Annotated in this window: 19 protein-coding genes; 10 read left to right on the top strand and 9 right to left on the bottom strand. The window is 75.1% G+C overall.

Annotated features, from left to right (window positions below; genetic code table 11):
• Positions 1-2 precede the first annotated feature (2 nt).
• A complete protein-coding gene (locus tag IE326_RS28000; RefSeq protein WP_190043663.1) occupies positions 3-2,183 on the bottom strand; it encodes an acyl-CoA dehydrogenase family protein in 2,181 nt (726 codons plus the stop codon).
• 71 nt (positions 2,184-2,254) lie between these two features.
• Positions 2,255-3,001, bottom strand: a complete 747-nt coding sequence (locus IE326_RS27995) for a GbsR/MarR family transcriptional regulator (protein WP_190043662.1) — start codon at positions 2,999-3,001, stop codon at positions 2,255-2,257.
• A 78-nt stretch (positions 3,002-3,079) separates the two neighbouring features.
• Here IE326_RS27995 and IE326_RS27990 point away from each other — a divergent pair, with 78 nt between their 5' ends.
• The 4 genes from IE326_RS27990 (at position 3,080) to IE326_RS27975 (ending at position 6,236) form a co-directional block, all read left to right on the top strand.
• Positions 3,080-3,952: an arylamine N-acetyltransferase family protein gene (locus tag IE326_RS27990; protein ID WP_150227916.1), complete on the top strand. Its 873-nt coding sequence runs from the start codon at positions 3,080-3,082 to the stop codon at positions 3,950-3,952.
• Positions 3,953-4,051: 99 nt separating this feature from the next.
• Positions 4,052-4,453, top strand: coding sequence for a DUF4259 domain-containing protein (locus IE326_RS27985; protein ID WP_150227917.1), 402 nt, complete (start codon positions 4,052-4,054; stop codon positions 4,451-4,453).
• Between the two features lie 248 nt (positions 4,454-4,701).
• A complete protein-coding gene (locus IE326_RS27980; protein WP_150227918.1) occupies positions 4,702-5,313 on the top strand; it encodes a DUF1349 domain-containing protein in 612 nt (203 codons plus the stop codon).
• Positions 5,314-5,375: 62 nt separating this feature from the next.
• Positions 5,376-6,236 (top strand): hypothetical protein, encoded by an 861-nt coding sequence (locus IE326_RS27975; protein ID WP_150227919.1) that lies wholly within the window; start codon positions 5,376-5,378, stop codon positions 6,234-6,236.
• On the opposite strand, the gene IE326_RS27970 is transcribed toward IE326_RS27975, so the two are convergent.
• Together IE326_RS27970 and IE326_RS27965 are read right to left on the bottom strand one after the other, a co-directional pair.
• Complete coding sequence (locus IE326_RS27970; RefSeq protein ID WP_150227920.1) at positions 6,213-6,614, bottom strand: hypothetical protein; 402 nt, start codon at positions 6,612-6,614, stop codon at positions 6,213-6,215. The two genes, IE326_RS27975 and IE326_RS27970, sit on opposite strands and share 24 nt — an antisense overlap.
• Positions 6,615-6,635: 21 nt before the next feature.
• The gene (locus IE326_RS27965) at positions 6,636-6,845 is read right to left on the bottom strand and encodes a DUF397 domain-containing protein (RefSeq protein ID WP_190043661.1); all 210 of its coding nucleotides are present in this window, start codon (positions 6,843-6,845) and stop codon (positions 6,636-6,638) included.
• Positions 6,846-7,095: 250 nt separating this feature from the next.
• Here IE326_RS27965 and IE326_RS27960 point away from each other — a divergent pair, with 250 nt between their 5' ends.
• A complete protein-coding gene (locus tag IE326_RS27960) occupies positions 7,096-7,281 on the top strand; it encodes a hypothetical protein (RefSeq protein ID WP_229915720.1) in 186 nt (61 codons plus the stop codon).
• Positions 7,282-7,331: 50 nt separating this feature from the next.
• Complete coding sequence (locus IE326_RS27955) at positions 7,332-7,982, top strand: class I SAM-dependent methyltransferase (protein ID WP_150227922.1); 651 nt, start codon at positions 7,332-7,334, stop codon at positions 7,980-7,982.
• 21 nt (positions 7,983-8,003) lie between these two features.
• Here the strand turns inward: IE326_RS27955 and IE326_RS27950 are convergent, their stop codons facing one another.
• Entirely contained in the window at positions 8,004-8,657 is a 654-nt protein-coding gene (locus tag IE326_RS27950) for a dihydrofolate reductase family protein (protein WP_190043660.1), read from the bottom strand.
• 120 nt (positions 8,658-8,777) lie between these two features.
• On the opposite strand from IE326_RS27950, the gene IE326_RS27945 reads away from it, so the two are divergent.
• Positions 8,778-9,371 (top strand): TetR/AcrR family transcriptional regulator, encoded by a 594-nt coding sequence (locus IE326_RS27945; RefSeq protein ID WP_190043659.1) that lies wholly within the window; start codon positions 8,778-8,780, stop codon positions 9,369-9,371.
• 24 nt (positions 9,372-9,395) lie between these two features.
• Here the strand turns inward: IE326_RS27945 and IE326_RS27940 are convergent, their stop codons facing one another.
• On the bottom strand, positions 9,396-11,474 hold the full coding sequence (locus tag IE326_RS27940; protein ID WP_190043658.1) for a hypothetical protein: 2,079 nt from the start codon (positions 11,472-11,474) through the stop codon (positions 9,396-9,398).
• 138 nt (positions 11,475-11,612) lie between these two features.
• On the opposite strand from IE326_RS27940, the gene IE326_RS27935 reads away from it, so the two are divergent.
• The 3 genes from IE326_RS27935 to IE326_RS27925 all read left to right on the top strand — a co-directional run bounded on the left by IE326_RS27935 (position 11,613) and on the right by IE326_RS27925 (position 14,646).
• Positions 11,613-12,572 carry an N-acetylmuramoyl-L-alanine amidase gene (locus tag IE326_RS27935; protein WP_190043657.1) on the top strand — a complete coding sequence of 320 codons (960 nt, stop codon included), beginning with the start codon at positions 11,613-11,615 and terminating at the stop codon, positions 12,570-12,572.
• Positions 12,573-12,671: 99 nt separating this feature from the next.
• Positions 12,672-13,502, top strand: a complete 831-nt coding sequence (locus IE326_RS27930) for a DUF5336 domain-containing protein (RefSeq protein ID WP_190043656.1) — start codon at positions 12,672-12,674, stop codon at positions 13,500-13,502.
• 133 nt (positions 13,503-13,635) lie between these two features.
• Complete coding sequence (locus IE326_RS27925; protein WP_190043655.1) at positions 13,636-14,646, top strand: LLM class F420-dependent oxidoreductase; 1,011 nt, start codon at positions 13,636-13,638, stop codon at positions 14,644-14,646.
• A gap of 27 nt (positions 14,647-14,673) precedes the next feature.
• Here IE326_RS27925 and IE326_RS27920 read toward each other — a convergent pair whose 3' ends face one another.
• From IE326_RS27920 to IE326_RS27910, 3 genes are all read right to left on the bottom strand, one after another.
• On the bottom strand, positions 14,674-15,234 hold the full coding sequence (locus tag IE326_RS27920; RefSeq protein ID WP_150227928.1) for a hypothetical protein: 561 nt from the start codon (positions 15,232-15,234) through the stop codon (positions 14,674-14,676).
• 83 nt (positions 15,235-15,317) lie between these two features.
• On the bottom strand, positions 15,318-16,409 hold the full coding sequence (locus tag IE326_RS27915) for a prenyltransferase/squalene oxidase repeat-containing protein (RefSeq protein WP_150227929.1): 1,092 nt from the start codon (positions 16,407-16,409) through the stop codon (positions 15,318-15,320).
• The gene (locus tag IE326_RS27910) at positions 16,406-17,218 is read right to left on the bottom strand and encodes a class I SAM-dependent methyltransferase (RefSeq protein ID WP_190043654.1); all 813 of its coding nucleotides are present in this window, start codon (positions 17,216-17,218) and stop codon (positions 16,406-16,408) included. Before IE326_RS27910 ends, IE326_RS27915 begins: the two co-directional genes overlap by 4 nt.
• Between the last annotated feature and the right edge of the window lie 3 nt (positions 17,219-17,221).

Genomic DNA, 17,221 nt, shown 5'->3' with positions numbered 1-17,221 from the left:
GGTCAGTCTCGCGGGAGGCCGAGCAGGCGCTCGGCGACGACGTTGAGCTGGACTTGCGTGGTGCCGCCCGCGATGGTCAGGCAGCGGGACATGAGGAGGCCGTGGACGGCCGCGGTCCCGGCGCCCTCGCGGACGGCGCCGGCGGGGCCGAGGAGTTCGAGGGCGAGTTCGGCGGTCCTCTGCTGGTGGAGGGTCTGGACGAGCTTGCGGACGCTGGCGCCCGCGCCGGGTTCGAGTCCGGACACCTGGAGGAGGGTGGTGCGCAGGCCGATGCAGGCCAGTGCGTGGGCCTCGGCGAGGAGGGCGCCGGTGCGGGCGCGGACGGAGCCGTCGGCCTCGGCGGACGCCTTGATGAGCGCTTCGAGGCCGGTGTCGAAGACGACCTGGTCGGCCATGTGGACGCGTTCGTTGCCGAGGGTGTTGCGGGCGACCCGCCAGCCGTCGTCGACCTCGCCGACGACGGCGTCGGCGGGAAGGACGGCGCCGTCGAACCAGACCTCGTTGAAGAGGGAGTCCCCGGTGATCTCCTTCAGGGGGCGGATCTCGATGCCGGGGGTGTTCTTCATGTCGACGAGGAAGTACGTGAGCCCCCGGTGCTTGGGGGCGTCCGGGTCGGTGCGGGCGAGGAGGATGCCGAAGTCGGCCCACTGGGCGGCGCTCGTCCACACCTTCTGGCCGGTGATCCGCCAGCCGCCGTCCCCGGTGCGTTCGGCGCGGGTGCGCAGGGAGGCGAGGTCGGAGCCGGCGCCGGGCTCGGAGAAGAGCTGGCACCAGCGCCGCTCGCCCCGGAGGGTGGGGCCGAGGTGCTGTTCCTGCTGGGCGGGGGTGCCGTGGGCGAGGAGCGAGGGGACGACCCAGGTGGCGATGCCGAGTCCGGCGACGGTGATCCCGGCGTCGTCGAGTTCGCGCTGGACGGCGAGCTGCTGGAGCGGGCCCGCGCCGAGGCCGTACGGCTCCGGGAGGTGCGGGGCGGCGTGGCCGGTGGGGGCGAGGACGCGGCGGGCGGCGGCGGGGTCGAGCCCGGCGGCGGGGGCGACGGCGGCGCGGGCGGCCTCGCGGTAGGGCTCGGCGGCGGGCGGCAGGTCGAGGCGGAGGGTCCGGCGCAGGCCGGTGGCGGCGTGCCGGAGCGCGTCGAGGCGGAAGCGGTCGCCGGTGCCGAGGAGCTGGCGGGCGACGAGGGCGCGGCGCAGCAGGAGGTGGGCGTCGTGCTCCCAGGTGAAGCCGATGCCGCCGAGGACCTGGATGCAGTCCTTGGCGCAGCCGTACGCGGCGTCGAGGGCGGTGGCGGCGGCGAGGGCGGCGACGAGGGGCCGGGCGGGGTCGTGGGCGGAGCGGGCGGCGTCCCAGGTGAGGGCGCGGGCCTGTTCGAGGCGGACGAGCATGTCGGCGCAGAGGTGTTTGACGCCCTGGAACTGTCCGATGGGGCGGCCGAACTGCTCGCGGGTGCGGGCGTGTTCGGCGGCGGTCTCGACGGCGCGGGCGGCGGTGCCGCAGGCGTCGGCGGCGAAGAGGACGGCGGCGAGGTCGTGCGCGAGGCCGGTGTCGAGGGCGAGGAGCCGGTCGGCGGGCACGTGGAGGGCGGCGGCGGTGACCTCGGCGGTGGGCCGGGTGGGGTCGGCGGAGGCGTGCGCGCGGACCGTGGGGCCGGGGGCGCCGGGGGCGTGCGCGTCGACGGCGAACCAGGCGGTGCCGTCGGCGGTGGCGGCCTGGAGGAGGAGCAGGTCGGCCTGGGCGGCGCCGAGGACGGGCGGCGCGGTGCCGTCGAGGAGGTGGCCGCCGTCGGTGCGGACGGCGGTGAGGGTGCCGGGTCCTCCGAGGGCGACGGCGCCGGTGCGGCGGCCCTCGGCGAGGTCGGCGAGGAGGGGACCGGACTCCCCCGCGCGGAGCAGGAGTTCGGTGGCGAGGACGGACGGCAGGTAGGGGCCGGGGAGGAGGGCGCGGGCGGCCTCCTCGACGACGACGGCGAGGTCGTCGAGGCCGCCGCCCCCGCCGCCGTGCTCCTCGGGGACCTGGATCCCGAGGAGGCCCTGCGCGGCGGCGGCGTCCCAGTACCCGGGCCGTCCGGCCGGGGGCGGGTCGGCGTCGAGCCAGCGGCGGATCTCCTCGGCGGGTGCGGCGCGGGTGAGCCAGGCGCGGACGGATCGGGCGAGGTCCCGCTGTTCGTGCGTGATGGCGATGCCCATGGCGCGCAGAGTAGAACACGTTCCATTCTGACGGAAGGTCAGATACGGAGCGGATCCCGGCGGCGGGCGGGTCAGTCGCCCTCGGGGCCGCCCCCGGGCACGCCCTCCGGCTTCGCCGGGACCGACAGGAGGATCTCCCGGGCCTGTTCGGCGGCGCGCACTATCCCCTCGCTGACGAAGTCCATGAAGCGGGCCACGTTCTCCAGGCGGGCGGCGGCCGGGGTGCCGGGGCCGAGGACGGCGACGCCCTGGCGGGCGATCACGACCATCTGCTCGTTGGCCTTCGCGGCGGCGATCATCGACTGGTACCAGAGCTCGTCGTCGACGATGTACCGCTCGCGGCGCCGGTCGTCGCGCTCGCGGCGGATGAGGCTCTGTCCCTCCAGGAAGGCGACGGACTTGGAGATGGACCCCGGGCTGACCTGGAGCCGTTCGGCGAGTTCGCCCGCGGTGAGGCTGCCCGCGTCGGTGGCGTAGAGGGCGGCGAGGACCCGGGCCGTCATGCGGGGCAGACCGCTCTGCATGAAGACGGCGGCGAATGCCTCCTCGTAGTCCCGCACGGCCTCGGCGTCCCGCCCGTCGCCCCGCACGGCCGCCCGGGCGTCGGCCGCGGGCCTGCGCCGCCGGGCGCGGGTGCCGGTGGCCCGCTGGGCCAGGTCGGGGCGGTAGGCGGCCGGGCCGCCGTTGCGCATGACCTCGCGCGTGATGGTGGAGGTGGGGCGGTCGAGACGCCGGCCGATCTCCGCGTAGGCGAGGCCGTCCGCCAGTCCCAGCGCGATCTGCTGACGTTCCTGCTGGGTGAGCCTGCCTCCCGGCATCGGGTTCTCCTCTTCCTGCGCGCGGCCGGCCCTGTACGCGACCGATGCCCTCAGCGTAGCTTTTCTCCTTCCGGAAACATGAGAAGCACCATCGGGAAGCACGGGGGACACGTGATCGACGTCGACGGACACCTGACCGCACTGGGACTGCTCCGGCCCGCCGAGCCGAACATCGGGGCGCTGCGGGCGCTGCACCGGGCGCAGGTGGAACGGGTGGCCTACGAGAACCTGGACATCCACCTGGGGCGGCCCACGGGCATCGGGGCGGAGGAGTCGGCGGCCAGGATCGCGCGGGGCCGGGGCGGCTACTGCTTCCACCTCAACGGCGCCTTCGCCGCGCTCCTGACGGCCCTCGGCTTCGACGTGACCCTGCACCGGGCGGGCGTGCAGGGGAACCCAGGGAGCCCGGCGGGCGCGACGGGCAACCACCTCGCGCTCACCGTGCGGATCGACGGCGAGCGGTGGCTCGTCGACACCGGCCTCGGGGACGGGCTGTACGAGCCGCTGCCGCTGCGCGAGGGCAGCTACGCGCAGGGGCCCTTCACCTACGGACTGGCCCCGTCCGACGCGGAGCCCGGCGGCTGGCGGCTGCTCCACGACCCGCGCGGCTCGTTCACGGCGATGGACTTCGCGCCGGAGCCGGTGGAGCTGTCCTCGTTCGCCGGGGAGCACGTCCGGCTGTCCACCTCCCCCGAGTCCGACTTCGTCCGGGTCCTCACCGCCCAGCGCCGTGACGCCAAGGGCGTCGACGTCCTGCGCGGCCGCGTGCTGCGGCGGATCGACGCCGGGGGCACGGCCGACCGGACCCTCGACGCCCCCGAGGAGTGGTACGAGGTCCTGACCGGCCTGTTCCGGCTGGACCTGGGCGACGTCGACGCCGCCGCACGGGCCGCCCTGTGGGACCGCGTCGGCACCGCCCACCGCGCCTGGGAGGCCGGCCGGTCCCGCTGAACCGGGGCCGGTCCGCCGGGCGTTGTCAGTGGCGGCTGCCACGATGACGGAGACAGGCAGGACAGCACGCAGGACCGCACGAGGAAGGGCACGCACGCCATGGGGACCTGGGACGTCGGACCGTTCGACAACGACACCGCCGCGGACTTCTCCTACCGGGTGGACGAGGCACCGGAGGGCGAGAAGGCGGAGGTCCTGCGCACGGCCTTCCGCCTGGTGACCGAGGTCGGGGAGGAGGAGCTGGACGCGGACCTGGCGGTGGAGGCGATCGCGTCGGCGGCCCTGGTGGCCGCCCGGTGCCCCGGCGGCGAGCCGGTCACGGCGTACGGGCCGAAGGAGCCGCTGGGGGTGCTCCCGGAGGAGCTGCGCCCGGCGGCGGTCGCCGCCCTCGACCGGGTCCTGACCGAGCCGTCCGAACTGCTCGAACTGTGGGAGGAGTCGGACGGCGAGGAGTGGAAGGCGGGCGTCCTGAAACTGCGGGGCGTGCTGGCCGGGAGCTGACGGACCGCCGGGGCGGGGAGGACGGGAAGGACGGGGGTCTTCCCGTCCTCCCCGTCCTCCGTCTCCGTCTCCGTCTCCGTCTCCGTCTCCGTCTCCGGGATCTTGTACGGGCTCCGCTCCGCGCGGGCCCGCCGACCCGCCTCGCCGTGTCCGGGCGCGGGCCCGGATTCCCTTGGACTTCCGGGCCCGTTGTTGGATTCTCGGCCGGGAGCGGGGCGTTCACGGGGTCCGGAGCCGATCATGGGCGCATGCCTCTCGACAGTTCCCCTTCGCTGCCCCTGCCCCTCGGTCTGGAGTGGGTGACCGCGCCCGCCTCCTGGGGGTTCGCGGACGACGTGCTGACCGTGACCGCCGGCGCCCGGACCGACCTGTTCACCGATCCGCTGGACGGCGGGGAGCGGCGGGACGCGGCGGTGGCGCTGGCCGTGCCGCCGGGCGGCGACTGGCAGTTCGCGGCGCGGCTGCGGGTGGGGTTCGCGGACGCCTGGGACGCGGGCGGGCTGCTCGTGCACGCGGGGGACGGGCACTGGGCGAAGCTGACGTTCGAGCGGGCCCCCGACGGGGCGCCGGGCGTCTACTCGGTGGTGACGCGCGGGCGTTCCGACGACGCGATCGCCGGACCGGTCGCCGAGGAGGCGCTGTGGCTGCGGATCAGCCGCACGGGCGCGCGGTTCGCCTTCCACTCCTCCCTGGACGGCCGGTCCTGGAGCCTGGTCCGGCAGTTCGCGCTGGACGCGCCCGCCGGGGCCGTGCGGGTCGGCGTGATCGCGCAGTCGCCCGTGGGAGAGGGCTGCCGGGCCGACTTCGACGGCCTGCGGCTCTCCCCCACCACGCTGCCGCACCTCTTCGACGGGCGCTGACGGCCGCCGGCGGGAAGCGGCCGCCGCTGACGGCGGCACGCGGCGGGGGCTACGCTCCCGCCATGTCGAGCATCCGCGCGGTGATCCTGGAGCACGTACGGGGCGAGGGCCTGCCGCCGTACGAGCGGCCCCGGTCCGGGGCGCCGCTCGCCCGGCGGGACGGGACCGCCGTCCACGGGCGGACCGGCGCCGTCACCGGGGTCGGCGAGGACGGCCGCGTCCTGTGGACGCACGCCTTCTCCGGGCGGCCGAACGCGGCGCACGTCTCGGACGGCCGGGTCCTCGTCACCACCGACTCCCTGGAGTACACGCCGTGGGGGCACCTCGGCCCCGCGCTGCTCCTCGACCTCGCGGACGGGCGGCTCGTCGCCGAGCTGCGCGGCGCGCGCGGGGCGGCGCGCGACGGCGGCCGGTTCCTGCTGGGCCTGGAGGGCTACGGCATCTTCGAGACGCGGGAGTACGACCGGGACGGCGCCGAGACGGACCGGTGGCCCTCGTACGGGCACTACGTCGTCGGCAGCGGCGTCCGGGTCGTGGAGGCGGACCGGAACACCCCGACGAACAACCGGGTCGTACGGCTCCTGCCCGGCGGCGGCGTCACCCCCGGCCCCCGCCTGTCCGACCCGCAGCCCCCGAAGCCCGTCGTCCTCCCCGACGGCACCGTGCTCGTCCTCGACGGCGGGCAGGTCCTCGCGGTGGGCCGGGACCTGGACACGGCCGTCCTCGTCCGCCTGAAGGACCTCAGCGGCGACCGGGCCATCCGGACGCTGCGCTGGGACGGCCGGGACCGGCTCGTCGCGAGCATCGCGGAACCCCACCCGGCCGACCCGGCGACGTACGCCCTCGACACCTGGACCCTGCGCCTGTCCCACGGCGGGCCGGGCGTCGGCACGGCCCCCTCACCGGCGGGAGCGGAGCCGTAGCGCGATCGAGGTGACGGTCGCCGTGACCGTCGTGGCCGCGAGGAGGAGCAGGCCCGGGTTCACCCACCACGGGACGATCTCCTCCCCCGCGCAGACCAGGCTCACGGGCAGCGCGCTGCTGGAGTCGGGCACCCGCATGAGCCCGGCGTTGAACCAGCAGGAGTCCTCGGGCTGGAGGAACGGCATGTACGAGAGCCCGTACACGTGGAGCGCCCCGCCGGAGACGAAGGCGAGCACCGCGATCCACGCGGCCTTCTTCGCGGGCGTGCGCCGGGGGCGCGGCCGGGCCGGAAGGCCGGCGTTCTCCCGCCGGGCCCGCACCAGCCCCGCGTACGTGATCCCCGCCCACGCCGGCAGGACGAGGGCGAGGATCACCATCCCCATGAGGGTCGCCACCGGTCAGCGCCCGATGCTGCCTTCTGCGGCGGCGCTCACGAAGGCCGCGAAGGTGGCGGTGCCGGCCGGGAAGGCGGGGCCTTCGGGGTTCTCGGAGTCCCGCACGGCGACGTGGGCCGAGAGGTCCGCGACCTCGATGCGGTCGCCGCCGTTGTCGCCGCCGTACGAGGACGTGCGCCGGCGCGCTCCCGCCAGGTTCTGGTCGGTCTCCATCGTGTTCCTCCATGACCCGGGTGACCGGCGCGGACGAATCCTTCACCGAGAGAGCGGCCGCTCGCAGGCGATCGTAACGGAGCGCCCCGTCCTTGAATCCGTCCGGAGCGGGCCGTGCACCGACCGCACCTGTGAGGACCACGGGTACGTCGCCTTCCGCTCCGTCTCCGCGTACGGACGGAACCACGACGGCAGTTGACTCTTCAGCACCGGCCCCACCGGCAGCGAGGCTCCGGGGTCGAGGCCGCGCGTGTTCCTCGGGCGCCGGGGACTCGGCCAGGTGGCCGGCTCCGCGGAGCCGGCGCCGACCGAGCCGGTCGCGAACGTCGTGCGGCACGTGCCGGGGCGGCGGTGTGCGGTGCTGATCCTGCGGGAGCCGCACGGGCTGCGGGTGGAGGGGGACGGGAAGACGGTGTGGTTCGAGTGCGACGCGTAGGGCACGATGGGCGCCCGTAACGACGTACTACTCGCCAGTAGGAGACCGCCATGTCCGAGCAGCCCAGCGCCGAGCCCGGTGCCGAGGTCCTTGCCGCTTTCGAGGCCGCGAAGGGCTTCATGCCCGTCGGGGAGGGGCTGGCGCTGTACGCGGCGGCGGCCGAGGCCGGGAAGCTGGGGCTGCCGCTCCTGGAGGTCGGCACGTACTGCGGGCGGTCGACGATCCTGCTGGCGGACGCGGCCCGGCGGGCGGGGACGGTCGCGGTGACCGTGGACCACCACCGGGGCAGCGAGGAGCAGCAGCCGGGCTGGGAGTACCACGACCCGACCGTGGTGGACCCGGAGGTCGGCGTCATGGACACGCTGCCGACCTTCCGGCGGACCCTGCGGAAGGCGGGCCTGGAGGAGCACGTGATCGCGGTCGTGGGGCGGAGCCCGCAGGCCGCGAAGGTGTGGGGCGGGGAGCTGGGGCTCGTCTTCGTCGACGGCGGGCACACCGACGAGCACGCCACCAACGACTACGAGGGCTGGGCCCCCAAGGTCGCCCCCGGGGGCCTGCTCGTCATCCACGACGTCTTCCCGGACCCGGCGGACGGCGGCCAGGCGCCGTACCGGATCTACCTGCGGGCGCTGGAGTCCGGCGACTTCGAGGAGGTCTCGGTCACGGACTCGCTGCGGGTGCTGCGCCGCCTGCCCGCCTGACCCTCCGGGCCCGCGAGGGGGTCACTTCCGCCAGAAGAGGTGGTGGGTGACCCCGCTCGGGCTCGGGACGACGTCCAGGTGGAAGCGGTCGGTCAGCTCCTCCGGCGAGTCCCACAGCTTCAGGCCGTGGCCGAGCTTCACCGGGGAGACGACGACGTGGAGGGTGTCCACGAGGTCCGCGTCCAGGAACTCCCGGATCGTCGTCACCCCGCCGCCGAGGCGGACGTCCTTCCCCTCCGCCGCCTCCTTCGCGCGCTCCAGCGCCGTCGCCGGGTCGGCGTCGAGGAAGTGGAAGGTGGTGTCGGAGAGCGTGAAGGACGGGCGCTCGTGGTGGGTGAGGACGAAGACGGGGGTGTGGAACGGCGGCTCCTCGCCCCACCAGCCCTTCCAGTCCTCGTCCCGCCAGGGGCCGCGCAGGGGCGCGAACTTGTTGCGGCCCATGATCTCCGCGCCGATGTTGTGGTGGAAGTCGCGGACGAGGTGGTCGTCGAGGCCGCGGCTGCCGCCGGGGTCGGTGCGGTTGGGCCAGCTCGCGGTGGCCCCGGCCCAGGCGAAGAGCCGGCCCGGGTCGACGTGGCCGAAGGGGTGTTCCAGCGACTGGTCCTCGCCGGCGGCGATCCCGTCGGCGGAGACGTTGAAGTTCTGGACCTTGAGCAGCTGGGGGCCGGTGGCCATGGTTCCTCCTCGGTCGGGCGCGTACGGGGTGATGACCGCCCGGGCGGCGGAAACTCATCGCGGAGCCGCGTACCCTGCCCAAAGGGGTTCGGCTGTAGTACTACGAACGGAGTGGTCTCGATGGCGAGGCGGAACGACGAGCGGCGCGCCGCGCTGGTGGACGCGGCGATCGAGGTGCTGGCCGCGGAAGGCGCCCGAGGGCTGACCTTCCGCGCGGTCGACGCCGGGGCCGGGGTGCCCACCGGCACCGCCTCCAACTACTTCGCCAACCGCGACGACCTCCTCACCCAGGCCGGTGCCCGCGTCTACGAACGGCTCCGGCCGGACGAGGCCACCATGGAGGCGACCCGGACCGCGCCGCACGACAAGGAGACGTACACGCGGCTCATGCGCGAGCTCGTCGGCCGCGTCTCCGGCTTCCGCACCGGCTACCTCGCCCTGCTCGAACTCCGCCTGGAGGCGACCCGGCGGCCCGCGCTCCGCTCCGTCCTCACGGAGCGGGTGCGGGCCGACGTCGACGCCAACGTGTCCTTCCACGAGGCGTCCGGGCTCCCCGGCGACGCCATGGCGGTCAAGCTGCTCGTCCTCACCCTGAACTGGCTGATCGTGGAGCAGCTGACCCTCCCCGACGTCTTCTCCGAGGAGGAGCGCGAGGCACTGGTCACGGCGGCCGTGGACCGGATCGTCTTCGCGGAGCCCTCACCGGAGGGGTGAGGGCCTCCCCGGACGAGTGGCCCCCTAGAGGAGCGACGAGGTGTAGAGGCAGGTGGTGTAGGTGTAGCCCGGCTCGATCTTCGTCCTGATGACCTTCTGGTCGGTCGACAGGGCGCTGGTCCCCAGCCGCTGCTGGAGCATGTGGTACGTGCCCGCCGGCAGGTCGAGCGTCACCTTCGGGTACTTCGACGAGGCGCCCGCGCATGCCTTGAAGCCGGGCCGCAGGGTGGCCACCCGCTCGTACTTCCGGCAGCCGCCGCACGCCTTCAGGGTGAACGTGCCGGTGAGCGGGCCGGTGTAGAGGACGTCGACCGGGCTCGGCGCGTCGTTGCTGATCACCAGCGTCATGCGGGCGCCGCCGGGGGCGTCCTCCGGGGGCAGCCGCTTCCCGGCCTCCGGCTCCTCCTCGGCGACCCGCGCGGCGATGGAGACCGAGCGGGCGTACGGGGTCCGCGCGTCGTCCGGGTAGTCCTTCGCGTACGCGTCCATCGTCTCGGCGGCCTTGGCGAACTGCTTCTTCCCGAACTGCTGGGTGCCGCAGGCGAAGACGCCCTTGCGGACGCCCTGGTCCGCCTCCGTCCGCACCGGCTCCAGCTCCTGCTCCAGGGGCTCCACCGACCCGGCCGTGGACCGCAGGGTCCGCAGCTCCTCCGTCGCCGTGCAGCGGTCCTCGCCGGCGGCCGTGAGCGCGCCCACCCGGGCCCGGACGGCGTCCCGGACGGCCGGGACGACCTTCGCCGTGTACGGCGACTGCGGGAAGTCCGCCGCCAGCTCGGAGAAGTAGCCGTCCGCCTTCGGCTCGGCGCTCCGGCCCAGCGCCGCCGCGCCGCACTCGTACGTGGAGTGCGCCAGCGGCTCCGCGACGCCTGCCGGACGGTCGCCGAGGAGCCCCTTGTCGACCAGGGTCGGCAGGGTGTGCAGGTGCTTCAGCGGGTCCAGCGCCTCGCAGTAGCTCTTCTTGCCGTACGGGGCGGAGACCTGCTCGTAGTACGCGTCGAGGCGGGCCGGCACGAGCTTCCCGGCGCGCGAGCCGGCGTCCTTCGTGCCGATGGCCCCGTACTCCTCCAGCGCCTTGAGGTAGTCCGCCTGCGCCGTCGCGTACGCCTCGCCCTTGTGCGCGGCGACCAGCTCGTCGGCCGCCGCGAGCCGGGCGAGGAGCGCCTGCTGGCGGGCCTCCTCCCGGGCGTCCGCGTGCGCGGAGGCGTAGGCGACGGCCCCTCCGGCCGGCACCGCGAGCAGCACCACCGCGAGCGGCAGCGCCAGGCGGCGGACCGCCGTGCCGAAGGAGAGCCGGGCCCGCAGGCCCCGGCGGGCGCCGTCGGCCGCGGCCAGCAGCAGGAAGGCGCCGTAGCCGAGGAGCACGCCCTGCGGCACGCCGTCCGCGTCCGCCGGGAGCGCCGCCACCAGCAGTCCTGCCGTGGCCGCCCAGCAGAGCGCCGCGCTCACCCAGTGGCGCAGCAGCAGGTAGCCGAGGCCCAGGCAGGACAGGTTCAGCACCGCCACGAGCGCGGCCTGGAGCGGGCGCGCCTCGCCCCGCCCCGGCTCGTGCCCGCCGCCGGGGCCGTACGCGGGCGGCGCCGGGGGCGGCGGCGGAAGCGTCCCCGCCCCCGCCCAGCCGGGCGAGGCCGCGGGCGCCTGCCCGCCGAAGCCGCCGGGACCCCCCGCGTACGGCCCCTGCGGCGCCCCGAAGCCGGGAGCGCCGCCACCGGGCCCCGCCGATCCGCCGTTCTGCCCCTGCGGGGCCTCCCAGGGCGCGGGGCCGCCCGCCGGGGCGGGCGGCGGCAGCCGGAAGGACCCGGTGACGGAGGGGTCGGGCGGGCCGAAGGAACCGGCGGGGGCGGAGCCCGTACCGGCATCGGGCGGAGTGCCCACGGGGGACGCCGGGGGCACCGGGGGCGTGTCCGAGGGCGGGGTGGCCGCCCCGAGGGGGCGCATCACCATGGTGCCTTCGGAGCGGACGGCGTCGTCCGGGGCGTCCGCCGGCTGCTTGCCCAGGTCGATCCGGGGCGGTGGCGCGTCCTGCGGTGACGTGCTCTGCGGTGGCGTGTCCTGCGGTGCCGTCTCGTCCGGGCGCGGACGTGCGTCGTTCGGTTCTTCCCCCACCACGGTTCCCCTTCGTGGTCCAGGCGCGGTGAGACCCCCACGCCGCTTCCTTCCCCCTACCCTCCACCGGTCGCGCACACGCGTCCAGCGGTTTGGCCGGTCCGGGCTTTCGGCCATCGGAGGGCCTAGAGTCGCGGGGTGCCGTACGACCACAGGAATCCCGTGCCCCGCTCCGTGCCCGCCGCGCTCGCGGCCCTCGTCTGCTCCGCCGCGCTCGCGGGGTGCGGCGGCGCCTCCGGAGCCGCCCAGGGCAGCGGGGGCCCGGCCGCCGGGACGACGACCCCGGCTCCCCCGTCCGCCTCCGCTTCCGGCTCCGCCCCGGTCTCCGCCCCCGCTTCCGGCTCCGGCGCGACGGCGACCGCCGGGACGTCCGGGCAGGACCGCCCCCGGGCCGCCACCGCCGCCGACCGGTCCCTCGCCGGGCGCACCGTCGTCGTCGACCCCGGGCACAACCCGGGGAACTTCCGGCACGGGCGGGAGATCGCCGCGAAGGTCGACATCGGGACCGCCCGCAAGGAGTGCGACACCACCGGGACCTCCACGAACGCGACCGGCGGCCGGGCCGCGTACACGGAGGCCGCCTTCACCCTCGACGTCTCGCACCGGCTGCGGAAGCTCCTGGAGGCGCGCGGCGCCGAGGTCGTCCTGACGCACGACGCCGACCGGCCCTACGGGCCCTGCATCGACGAGCGGGCCCGGATCGGCAACGCGGCGGAGGCCGACGCCGTCGTCTCCGTCCACGCCGACGGCTCGGCGGCCGGCAACCGCGGCTTCCACGTGATCGTCCCCGCGAAGGTGCGGGGCGGGTCCGCCGACACCGGCCCGATCGTCGCCCCCTCGCGCGCCCTCGGCGAGGACATCGTCACCGCCTTCCGCCGGACGACCGGGACATCTCCGGCCAACTACCTCGGCGGGGGCACCGGATTGGACGTCCGCTCCGATCTCGGAGGTCTCAATCTGTCAACGGTCCCCAAGGTCTTCGTCGAATGCGGCAATATGCGTGATCCGAAGGACGCCGCACTGCTGACGTCCGGGGTGTGGCGGCAGAAGGCGGCCCAGGGCCTCGCCGACGGCATCGTGACCTACCTCGAGGGGTAGAACCCGCGAGCGATAGATTCGCTCCGTACGATGGGGCCGCCCCCGTGCCAAGACCGGCGCCCGCCCGACGCGACGACGACCCGACGAAGGACTTCTTACGTGAATATCCGCTCCCTCACCCGAGGCGATGGCGTGCTGATCGGCGCTGCGGTGTTGCTTTTCATCGCCTCGTTCCTGGACACCGTCGGCTGCGACGGCCCGGCCGAGCTCTGCAACCAGATCGACTTCGCGAACGCCTGGGAGGACTCGCCGCTGGGCTGGGGGTCCTTCCTCCTCGGTATCGCCGGCGCGGCGCTCGTCGTCCTCTCCCACGGCCTGCCGCAGCCGCGCAAGGTCCTGAACCTGGAGATCGGCCAGGTCGGCGTCTCCTTCGCGATCGCCTCGGCGTGGACCACCCTCATGTGGGTCTTCGAGTCCCCCAACGCCGGCGCCGCCCTGATCCTCGGCCTGATCGCCTCCCTGATCCTGGCCGCCGCCGCCGTGGCCGCCCCCATGGTCCCCGCCCTCAAGGCCCCGCTCGTCGGCGCCCCGCGCCCGGCGGCCCCGCAGCCGTACGGCGCGCAGCCGCAGCAGGGCGTCCCCGGCGGTGGCTACGGCTACCCGGGCGTCCAGCAGGGCCAGCAGCCGTACCCGGCGCCGCACGACGCCTCGCAGGGCGGCCAGCCCTTCGGGCAGCCGCAGCCGCAGCCGTCCCCGCAGCCCGAGCCGCAGGCGCAGTCGCAGGGCGGCGCGGAGTTCACGCCGTTCTGGTTCGCCGTGCCGGTCGCCCGCCCGCTGTACGCGGAGGACAACTCCGGCTCGCAGATCGCCGAACTGGCCCCCGGCACCTGGTACCTGGCCGTCGAGCAGCGCGGCCAGGCCCTGGTGGCGCAGACCCAGGACGGGCGCCGCGGCGTCCTCCAGGACTCCACGGGCATCCAGCGCGGCTGATCCCCGCCCCGCTCCACCGCAACGGCCCCCCGACCGGAAGGACTTCCGGTCGGGGGGCCGTTGCCGTACAGTCCCGGCACCGCACCTGACACACCGTCAGAACACGGTCGGTCTCGGGAAGGAGAGCCCGGTCATGCGCCTGGGACTCGCGCTCGGCTACTGGGGCCGCGGCCCCTCCCCCGCCCATCTGGAGCTCGCGCGCGAGGCGGAGCGGCTCGGCTACGACTCGGTGTGGACGGCGGAGGCGTGGGGCTCCGACGCCTTCACCGCCCTCACCTGGATCGCCGCCCACACCAGCCGGATCGGCCTGGGCACCGCCGTGGCCCAGATGGCGGCCCGCACCCCCACCGCGACCGCCATGCACGCCCTCACCCTGGACCACCTGTCCGGCGGCCGGATGCGGCTGGGCCTCGGGCTCTCCGGGCCGCAGGTCGTGGAGGGCTGGTACGGGCGGCCCTTCCCGCGCTCCCCGCTGACCGCCACCCGCGAGTACGTGGACGTCGTCCGGCAGGTGCTGCGCCGCGAGGCGCCCGTCACCCTCGCCGGGCGGCACCACTCCTTCCCGTACGCCGGCGAGGACGGCACCGGCCTCGGCAAGCCCCTCAGGTCGATCACCCACCCGCTGCGCGCGGACCTGCCGGTCCTGCTGGGCGCCGAGGGGCCGAAGAACATCGCGCAGACGCTGGAGATCGCCGACGGCTGGCTCCCCCTCTACTGGTCGCCCGGCCGCTGGCGCGAGGTGTACGCCCTGCCCGGACGGCTCCCCGAGGGCTTCCGGATCGCCCCCCTGGTCCGCGCCCAGGTCTGCGACGACGTGTCCGCGGGCCTGCTGCCGGTGAAGGCGATGCTCGGCTTCTACATCGGAGGCATGGGCCACGCCACCCGCAACTTCCACGCGGACCTCATGGCCCGCATGGGGTACGGGGCCGAGGCCCGGCACGTCCGGGACCTCTTCGCCGAGGGCCGCCGCGAGGAGGCCGTCCTCGCCGTCCCCGACGCCTTCGCCGACGAGATCTCCCTGGTCGGCCCGAGGGAGCGGATCGCCGAACGGCTGGCCGAGTGGCGGTCCGGGCCGGTGACGGAACTCCTCGTCACCGCCCCGGACCGGGAGACGCTGCGGACGCTGGCGGAGCTGAACGGCTGACCGGGGGCGCGGGCCCCGCGGGCCGGCTCAGCCGCCGGTGAGCTGGGAGGCCGAGGGGACCTTGTCCTTGACCTCGGCGCCGGCGGACTTCCCGGCGTCCTTGATGCCGTTGATGACGCCCTCCAGGCCGCCGACGTCCGCCGCGTCCACCTCGCCCTTGCGGAGCTTCGTGCCGAGCTCCTTGAGGGAGTCGATGCCGGAGGAGAGCGGGGCCACCGCCTTGGAGAGCAGCGGGTCGCCCTTGGCGTTGTTCACGGCGGCCTTGAGCCGGTTGTAGGTGAAGGCGCCCGCGAGGCCCGCCTTGACCATGGCGAAGGTGCGCCCGTCCGCGCCCTTCTTGAACTTGCCCGCCTTGTACGGCTTCACGATCCACTGGTACGCGGCTCCGGCGGCGAGCCCGGCGTTCGCCACGAACCGCGTCTTCGCCAGCTTCTGCTTCTCGAAGGTGCTCGACGCCGACGGGGTCGCGGCCACGGCCGAGCCCGAGTTCAGGCTCTGCGTGGTGTCGGCGCCGCACGCGGCCGTCGAGAGGAGCAGGGTGCTGGAGAGGAGCAGCGCGGCGGCGCCGCGACGGACACTTCTGGACACGACGGGACCTCCCTGGGAGTGGTCCGGCCAGCCTCGCCCGGCTCCGGGCGGGCCGCCATCCGGGCGGCCCGTCCGGGTGCGGTTCACGCCCCGCAGCAGTCCGGGGCCAGGCCCACGGGGAGGGTCTCGCCGCCGAAGACGGCGACGGTGGCCTGCTCGCCGCCGAGGGCCGCGACGGCGAGGAGGAGGGAGCCCGCCGTCCAGGTGGTCCTCTCCTCGGGCCAGATCGCCGGCTCGGCGCCGTCGGCGCCCTCGTACACGTATCCCGTCCAGTACATGCCGTCCTCGGCGCGCAGGTGGCCGAGGGACTGGAGGATCTCCAGGGCCCGGTCGGACTCCCCCACGGCCCACAGGGCGAGGGCCAGCTCGCAGCTCTCGCCGCCGGTGACCCACGGGTTGGGGACGACGCAGCGGACGCCGAGGCCGGGGACCACGAAGTCGTCCCAGCGGTCGTCGAGGCGGGCCCTCGCGTCGGCGCCGGTGACGGCGCCGCCGAGGACCGGGTAGTACCAGTCCATCGAGTAGCGGGACTTGTCGAGGAAGCGCTCCGGGTGGCGGCGGATGGCGTGCGCGAGGGACCCCGCGGCCAGCTCCCAGTCCGGCTGCGGCTCCTCGCGGGCCTCGGCGATGGCGAGGGCGCAGCGCAGGGCGTGGTGGATCGAGGAGGAGCCGGTGAGGAGGGCGTCGGTGACGGGGGTGCCGTCCGGCTCGCGCTTCCAGCCGATCTGGCCGCCGGGCTGCTGGAGGCGGAGGACGAACTCGACCGCCGCGTAGACGGCCGGCCACATCCGGTCGAGGAAGGCGTCGTCGCCGGTCGACAGGTAGTGGTGCCAGACGCCGACGGCTATGTACGCGGTGAAGTTGGACTCCTTGCCGCGGTCGGTGACGTCGTCCGGGTCGCCGTCGTGGTAGGCCGCGTACCAGGAGCCGTCGGGGTTCTGGTGGCGGGCGAGCCAGGCGTAGGCGCGGGCCGCGGCCTCGTGCTCGCCGGCCGCGTCCAGGGCCATGGCGGCCTCGGTGTGGTCCCACGGGTCGAGGTGGTGGCCCCGGAACCACGGGACGGCGCCGTCCTCGCGCTGGGCGGCGAGGATCCCGGCCACGGTCCGCGCGGCCTGCTCGGCGGTGAGCACCCCGGGCAGGACGAGGTGCTCCGCGATCCGCTCGGGGGACGTCACTTGGCCGCGTCCAGGGCGTCGGCTCCGGTCGCGGCCTCGGTCGCGGTGGCGGCCTCGGTCGCGGTGGCGGCCTCGGTCGCGGTCGCGGCCTTCGGGAGGTGGGGCTTGGTGGCGTAGGCGACGAAGCTCTTGCCGACGACCGGGTTGAGCAGCTGCTCGGTGACCCGGGTCAGGGCGGGCTTCTTCATGATGTCCCAGACCAGCAGCTTGTGGTACGCCCGGACCGGCAGCGCCTTGTCGTTGTCGACGCCGAAGGCGCACTTCAGCCACCAGTACGGGGCGTGCAGGGCGTGCGCGTGGTGGGTGCCGTACGGCTTGAGGCCGGCCTGGCGGATCTTGCCGAGCAGCTCGTCCGCCTTGTAGATGCGGATGTGGCCGCCCTCGACCTCGTGGTACGCGTCGGAGAGCGCCCAGCAGATCTTCTCGGGGCCGTAGCGGGGCACGGTGATCGCGATGCGGCCGCCCGGCTTGAGGACGCGGACCATCTCGGCGAGGACGCCCTTGTCGTCCGGGATGTGCTCCATGACCTCGGAGATGATGACGACGTCGAAGGACTCGTCGGGGAAGGGCAGGTTGAGCGCGTCGCCCTCCATCGCGGTGGCGGTGGCGCCCGCCGGGGCCTCCCCGGCCTCCTTCATGGCGGCGAACCACTTGGCGACCTCGCGGATCTCCTCGCCGTTCTGGTCGAGGGCCACGACCTGGGCGCCGCGCCGGTAGCACTCGAAGGCGTGCCGGCCCGCACCGCAGCCCAGATCGAGCACGCGGTCGCCGGGGGCGAGCGGGAAGCGGGTGAAGTCGACGGTCAGCACGGG

The sequence above is a fragment of the Streptomyces filamentosus genome (assembly GCF_014654895.1).
GTDB classification, from domain to species: Bacteria; Actinomycetota; Actinomycetes; order Streptomycetales; family Streptomycetaceae; genus Streptomyces; species Streptomyces filamentosus.
This window is presented reverse-complemented; position numbering and strand designations above follow the sequence as displayed.

Excerpts from the sequence above, each read along its gene's own strand:
- IE326_RS27990 (WP_150227916.1), top strand. The coding sequence starts at position 3,080 with ATGAGAAGCACCATCGGGAAGCACGGGGGACACGTGATCGACGTCGAC.
- IE326_RS27945 (WP_190043659.1), top strand. The coding sequence starts at position 8,778 with ATGGCGAGGCGGAACGACGAGCGGCGCGCCGCGCTGGTGGACGCGGCG.
- IE326_RS27955 (WP_150227922.1), top strand. The coding sequence starts at position 7,332 with ATGTCCGAGCAGCCCAGCGCCGAGCCCGGTGCCGAGGTCCTTGCCGCT.
- IE326_RS27970 (WP_150227920.1), bottom strand. The coding sequence starts at position 6,614 with ATGGTGATCCTCGCCCTCGTCCTGCCGGCGTGGGCGGGGATCACGTAC.
- IE326_RS27980 (WP_150227918.1), top strand. The coding sequence starts at position 4,702 with ATGCCTCTCGACAGTTCCCCTTCGCTGCCCCTGCCCCTCGGTCTGGAG.
- IE326_RS27985 (WP_150227917.1), top strand. The coding sequence starts at position 4,052 with ATGGGGACCTGGGACGTCGGACCGTTCGACAACGACACCGCCGCGGAC.
- IE326_RS27925 (WP_190043655.1), top strand. The coding sequence starts at position 13,636 with ATGCGCCTGGGACTCGCGCTCGGCTACTGGGGCCGCGGCCCCTCCCCC.
- IE326_RS27950 (WP_190043660.1), bottom strand. The coding sequence starts at position 8,657 with ATGGCCACCGGCCCCCAGCTGCTCAAGGTCCAGAACTTCAACGTCTCC.
- IE326_RS27995 (WP_190043662.1), bottom strand. The coding sequence starts at position 3,001 with ATGCCGGGAGGCAGGCTCACCCAGCAGGAACGTCAGCAGATCGCGCTG.
- IE326_RS27965 (WP_190043661.1), bottom strand. The coding sequence starts at position 6,845 with ATGGAGACCGACCAGAACCTGGCGGGAGCGCGCCGGCGCACGTCCTCG.
- IE326_RS27975 (WP_150227919.1), top strand. The coding sequence starts at position 5,376 with ATGTCGAGCATCCGCGCGGTGATCCTGGAGCACGTACGGGGCGAGGGC.
- IE326_RS28000 (WP_190043663.1), bottom strand. The coding sequence starts at position 2,183 with ATGGGCATCGCCATCACGCACGAACAGCGGGACCTCGCCCGATCCGTC.